Below are 5,241 nucleotides of genomic sequence, written 5' to 3'. Positions count from 1 at the left end.
TTTTCCTGGCGCCGCAACGGCACCGCGGCGGGCGTTGCGCTGGCGAATTTCGACGATCGCAACGCCTTTGCACCAACCGAGCACATCTGGGTCTCGGAAAAAATCGCCTGGGTCCGGCTGGATGACGACTTGCCGCAATATCCAAAAGGCCCGACTTAGCATTCCGCTTACGATAAGCCCGCCCAGCGGGCACCAATTCCCCTGCGACATGATAGCGTGCACCGGGAATCACGTCCGCCTTTTGGAATCGAGCCTGTGACCGTCACCCTTTATGACCTCTCCGTCTGGGTCTTGCCGCTTATCTTCGCCATCACCTTTCACGAGGCGGCGCATGGCTTCGTCGCCCATCGCCTGGGCGATAACACCGCCTGGCAGCTGGGCCGCGTCAGCTTCAATCCGATTCGGCACATCGATCCCTTCGGGACCTTGATTATGCCGGCGATCCTTCTGATGTCGCACGCGCCGTTTCTTTTCGGCTACGCGAAACCAGTGCCGGTGAATTTTCGGGCCCTGCGGAATCCGCGAACCGACATGATCTGGGTGGCGTTGGCGGGCCCGGCCACCAATATCGCGCTCGCGTTGCTTGCCGCCGCAGCCTTCCACATACTCGGCCTCCTGCCGGCCCCCGTCGCACGGTGGACGTTTGACAATCTGAAGAACGCGCTTCAGATCAACGTGGTCCTCGCCATTTTCAATATGATGCCGATCCCACCGCTGGACGGCGGCCGGGTTGCGGTCGGGCTGTTGCCGCGCGCTTTGGCCTTGCCGCTTGCGCGGCTGGAACCGGTAGGGATGCTGATCCTGATCGGAATCCTGATCCTGCTTCCCCTGGCCGGTTCGCAGTTCGGTCTAAATCTTGATGTTATTTCAGCGATATTGCGAGCCGCGACCAGTTATGTGATCCGAGCAATCCTTTTCGTCACCGGAAACGGTTAAAGCCCGCAACAGAGCCGAGGTAAGTTTGGTCAAAGCAGCCGACATGATGATCGCGCGACGCGCCGATACCAGGGCGAGAGCCGATTTTGCAACCTGGACCATGATGGCAAAGCTGAATGGAACATCCGCGCTGCCGCCGGCAGCGCAGGGCTTCCTCGACCGGTACAAGGCGCTCTTGAAGGAAAAGAGTGAGGCGGAAGCCTCCGAGACCATTATCCACCTCATCTATCAAGGCTACTACGAGGAGATGGGCGGCGCAGGTGAGGCGCCCGAAGTCAAACCGCGTTCGGCGAAAACCAGCCAGGCTGGTGACAACGTGACCGCTTTCAAGCGTCCGCCGGCGCCGCGGCCGCGGACTGCCGGGGGACAGCAGACCAAGCCAAGACTTCCTGTCGCCCTGATCTTCATCTGTTTGGCCGCAGTCTATACGGCGATCCGCTATTTCTGGCGGTGATGCCGCCGCGGGTCTAGAGCTCCGATTTCGAAGTTCGCATGATGATCGCCGGATTTCGGATGCGGACTTCGGAGTCAAAAGAGCTCTGGTGCCTATTTGATCCCGTGCGGCTTTGAATTTGAAGCTGCTTTTATGAACTTGCAGCAACAGTGACAGGAACTTCAAATTTGCCGCACTAGCCGCCGGGCAGAAGGCGAGACATAATGCCTCCCAGAAATCAAATCGGGGGGAGGCGGAAATGAAGCGATCAATCGCAGCGCTCGTGCTTGCCATTGGCTTCGGGTCGATTGGCGGCGCGTTCGGGCAGGAAAAGCTGGATAAGGTCGTCAAGGTCGGCGCACTGGGCGATCAATCAGGCCTGTATCAGGATATTGGCGGCCCGGGTTCGACGGTTGCCGCCCAGATGGCGATCGAAGACTCCGGGCTTCTGTCCAAAGGCTGGAAGATCGATTTGATTTCCGGCGATCACCAGAACAAACCGGACGTCGGCACCAACATCGGCAAGCAATGGATCGACGTCGAGAAGGTCGACGTGTTCGTCGATCTCGCCAGTTCGGGTGTCGGCCTTGCGATTGCGAACCTTGCCCGAGAGAGGAACGTCGTCAATCTGAACTCGGGTTCGGCTTCTTCCGATCTCACCGGCTCGCAGTGTTCGCCCAACACGGTGCACTGGGTCTATGACACCTACATGCTCGCCAACGGCACTGGCAAGGCCCTGGTGAAGTCAGGCGGCGACACGTGGTTCTTCCTGACCGCCGATTACGCCTTCGGGCACGCGCTCGAGCGTGACACCAGCGCCGTGATTGTCGCAAATGGCGGCAAGGTGCTGGGCAGCGCCAAGCACCCGCTCAACACGGCGGATTTCTCATCGTTCCTGCTGCAGGCGCAAAGCTCGAAGGCAAAAATCGTCGGCCTCGCCAACGCCGGCGGCGACACCACAAACGCCATCAAGCAGGCGGCAGAATTCGGCATCGTCGCCGGCGGCCAGAAGCTTGCTGGCATGCTGCTGTTCATCACCGACATCAATGCGCTCGGGTTGAACGTCGCGCACGGCCTCAATTTCACCGAGACCTTCTACTGGGACATGAACGACCAGACGCGCGCCTTCAGCAAGCGCTTCATGGAACGCTTCAAGAAGAATCCGCCGACCATGGTGCAGGCCGGTGTCTACTCGTCGCTGATCCATTACTTCAAGGCGCTTGAGGCGCTCGGCGGCAATCCGCATGACGGCCGCGCCGTGGTCGCCAAGATGAAAGAGATCCCGACGGACGATCCGCTGTTCGGCAAGGGATATATCCGCGCTGACGGCCGCAAGATTCACCCCGCCTACCTATTTGAGGTGAAAAAGCCGTCGGAATCGAAATACCCGTGGGACTATTACAAGCTTGTCGCCACTATTCCCGCGGACGAAGCCTTCCTGCCGATCGAGAAGAGCGTCTGTCCACTGGTGAAGAAGAAGAGCTGATCTCCCAATTTGATTACAACAAAAATGCCGGCGAACAAGCGCCGGCATTTTCACTTTCTGCCTTTGAAATCGACAGGCAGACTGAAGCTGAGAGACTCGTCGGTCAATTTCAACTCGTCCGAAGGACGCGGCACCGGATCGGAACGACGAACCATGTCGAGCGCCGCTTCGTCGTATAGTGGATCGCCTGAAGATTCCGCGACTGCAACCGACAACACGTGGCCCATGCGGTTGATGACCAGGCTCAGCTTGACCTTTGCGGCCCTGGCCTTGTCGGTCTTCGGATAGCGCTTGTGCAGCTCGAAATAAGCGCTGATCCGCTTGCCCCACTTGGCGGTGAGCATTTGCTGGTCCTTGCCGATCCCGATGTTCGGCGCCGACGTGGCGTTAGCTTCGCGAGCACCTTCAATGTGCTGCCGGGCACTTGCTTCCTGGGCCACAGATTCCTGCGAAGCCGCAGTTTGCGTGGCTTTCCTCTTCGGCTCGTCTTCCGTCGGCTTTTTCTGCTCGTCCTCTGTCACGACGCGATCGGGGTCTTCGCTCTCTTTCGGCGTCTCCTTCGGCAGATCAGAAGGCTTGACCTCGGCCTTCTGCTCGGCAAGCGCGGGCGATGCCATGGCGGCATCGGAATCCGGACCGGGTGGCAATTCCGTCTCTTCCGCCGATGGCGCTTCCAGGTCGATGCCGATCGCGGTTGTATTGAAGCCAAGCCCGTCGGAGCCGTCGTCGAAATGCAGATGCGTGAGCGCCAGGGCGGCACCGGCAACATGCAGGGCGATGGCGGCGACTGCCGCAACCGTCCAAAGCCGCCAGGGCGGCCATTGCTCCTGCATCACTTCGTTCATTGCACTACGGTCTAGCAGCAGTTCCAGGGGCGGGCGACGCGGGGCTGGCAACGCCCTCCAGCGCCACCAGTTTCATCCGGTAGTTTCCCCGCCGCAGCAGCTCCAGCACATCCATCAAGTCGCCATAAGCCACGGCACGGTCAGCACGCACGAACACCAGACGCTCGGGATTGGCTTCCGCGGCAGCGTCAAGCATTGAAATCAGCTCGGCGCGCCTGACCGGCGTTTCCCCGATCGCAAGCGACAGGTCTGGCTTGATACTGACATAGGTCGGCTTGTCCGGCTTCTTCTGCGGGGTTGCCGTCGAAGTCGGCAAATCGATCGGCAGATCGACCGTCGACAGCGGCGCGGCCACCATGAAGATGATCAGAAGGACGAGGATGACGTCGATGAATGGCGTGACATTGATGTCGTGCGTCTCGCCGAAATCGGCATCGTCATCCAGGTCGGTGTCGGCGAGCGAGATGGCCATGCCCTACTCCGCTGCGCGCGAGTTGACGCGGCTCGCCGGGCTGACGTGGGTGCGATCAAGGTCGCGCGACAACAATCGTCCCGCCGCGCCCGAGGAACGGCTGACCAGCTCGAGGTAGCCCTTCGTCACGCGCGCAAAGTGATTGTAGATGATGACCGCGGGAATGGCTGCAACAAGGCCGAAGGCAGTCGCGAGCAGCGCTTCCGCAATACCGGGGGCAACGACGGCGAGATTGGTCGTCTGCGATTTCGAGATGCCGATGAAGCTGTTCATGATGCCCCACACGGTGCCGAACAGGCCGACGAAAGGCGAGATCGCGCCGATGGTGGCGAGCAGACCCATGCCGAGCCGAATCCGGCGCGCTTCCGCGCGCACGATTTCGGCGAAGCTCGATGCCGCCCGCTCCTTCACGCCCGCGTCGCTTGAAATACCCGCCGACAATCGCGCCTCACGCATTGCGGCCGAGAGCAGTTGAGACAGAACGCTGCCATTGGCCCCCAGCGCAAACTGCGCCTCTGCGAGCGAGCGTGACTCCGCAATCTTGGCGAGGGCTGCACGCAATCTGCGGCGAACGAGCGATAACTCGAGCATTTTTGCGATGAAGATAGTCCAGGTCACGAGCGAAGCAAAAGCGAGTCCGATCATCACTGCTTTGACGATGATGTCGGCTGCAAGAAACATCGACCAGGGCGAAAGCTCGCGTAGCGCAACCGGCATCGTCCTCGGCGCCCCGGTGGTATCGGCGACTGCCTTGTTATCGGCGGGAGCCGTCGGAGCGACGACCGCCGCATTGGCCGATGCGGTTGGGGTCATCGTACTGGGTGAGACTTTCGGATCCGATCCGGCCGTCGTCTGCTGCGCAAACGCAAGCGCTCCCATCGACACGAATGTCAGCACAAGCCCGACTTTAAGAACCGTTCCAAACATACCGCGGTTTCCCGGATTTCAATCTGTATTGAATCTTCAAATCCATTTCCGTGATGCCGTCGAGTAGTTCATGCGTGAGTTAGACGAATTCCATTCGGGTTCGGGAATTATCCCGATTGCTCCGGGACATTATCCCGAATTC

At 60.0% G+C, this 5,241-nt stretch carries 7 protein-coding genes; 4 read left to right on the top strand and 3 right to left on the bottom strand.

Features of this window, described 5'->3' with window-relative positions; translation table 11 throughout:
- The 4 genes from NEZ08_RS25760 to NEZ08_RS09540 form a co-directional block, all read left to right on the top strand.
- The coding region (locus NEZ08_RS25760) for a GFA family protein (protein ID WP_367278394.1) at positions 1–159 on the top strand (159 nt) is incomplete at its 5' end.
- 96 nt (positions 160–255) lie between these two features.
- Positions 256–936 carry a site-2 protease family protein gene (locus tag NEZ08_RS09550; RefSeq protein WP_298106371.1) on the top strand — a complete coding sequence of 227 codons (681 nt, stop codon included), beginning with the start codon at positions 256–258 and terminating at the stop codon, positions 934–936.
- Between the two features lie 25 nt (positions 937–961).
- Positions 962–1,390 carry a hypothetical protein gene (locus NEZ08_RS09545; RefSeq protein ID WP_298106370.1) on the top strand — a complete coding sequence of 143 codons (429 nt, stop codon included), beginning with the start codon at positions 962–964 and terminating at the stop codon, positions 1,388–1,390.
- 238 nt (positions 1,391–1,628) lie between these two features.
- Entirely contained in the window at positions 1,629–2,855 is a 1,227-nt protein-coding gene (locus tag NEZ08_RS09540; RefSeq protein WP_298106369.1) for an ABC transporter substrate-binding protein, read from the top strand.
- Between the two features lie 50 nt (positions 2,856–2,905).
- Here NEZ08_RS09540 and NEZ08_RS09535 read toward each other — a convergent pair whose 3' ends face one another.
- From NEZ08_RS09535 to exbB, 3 genes are read right to left on the bottom strand one after another with little or no spacing between them, the layout of a single operon-like run.
- The gene (locus tag NEZ08_RS09535) at positions 2,906–3,700 is read right to left on the bottom strand and encodes a TonB family protein (protein ID WP_298106368.1); all 795 of its coding nucleotides are present in this window, start codon (positions 3,698–3,700) and stop codon (positions 2,906–2,908) included.
- A 4-nt stretch (positions 3,701–3,704) separates the two neighbouring features.
- Positions 3,705–4,172, bottom strand: coding sequence for a TonB system transport protein ExbD (exbD, locus tag NEZ08_RS09530; protein ID WP_298106367.1), 468 nt, complete (start codon positions 4,170–4,172; stop codon positions 3,705–3,707).
- Between the two features lie 3 nt (positions 4,173–4,175).
- The gene (exbB, locus tag NEZ08_RS09525) at positions 4,176–5,051 is read right to left on the bottom strand and encodes a tonB-system energizer ExbB (RefSeq protein WP_298106372.1); all 876 of its coding nucleotides are present in this window, start codon (positions 5,049–5,051) and stop codon (positions 4,176–4,178) included.
- Positions 5,052–5,241: the final 190 nt, after the last annotated feature.

Source organism: Bradyrhizobium sp. (assembly GCF_027451485.1).
Lineage (GTDB): Bacteria > Pseudomonadota > Alphaproteobacteria > Rhizobiales > Xanthobacteraceae > Bradyrhizobium.
Note: the sequence above shows the minus strand (reverse complement) of the source record. Positions and strands in the feature narration are given on the sequence as shown.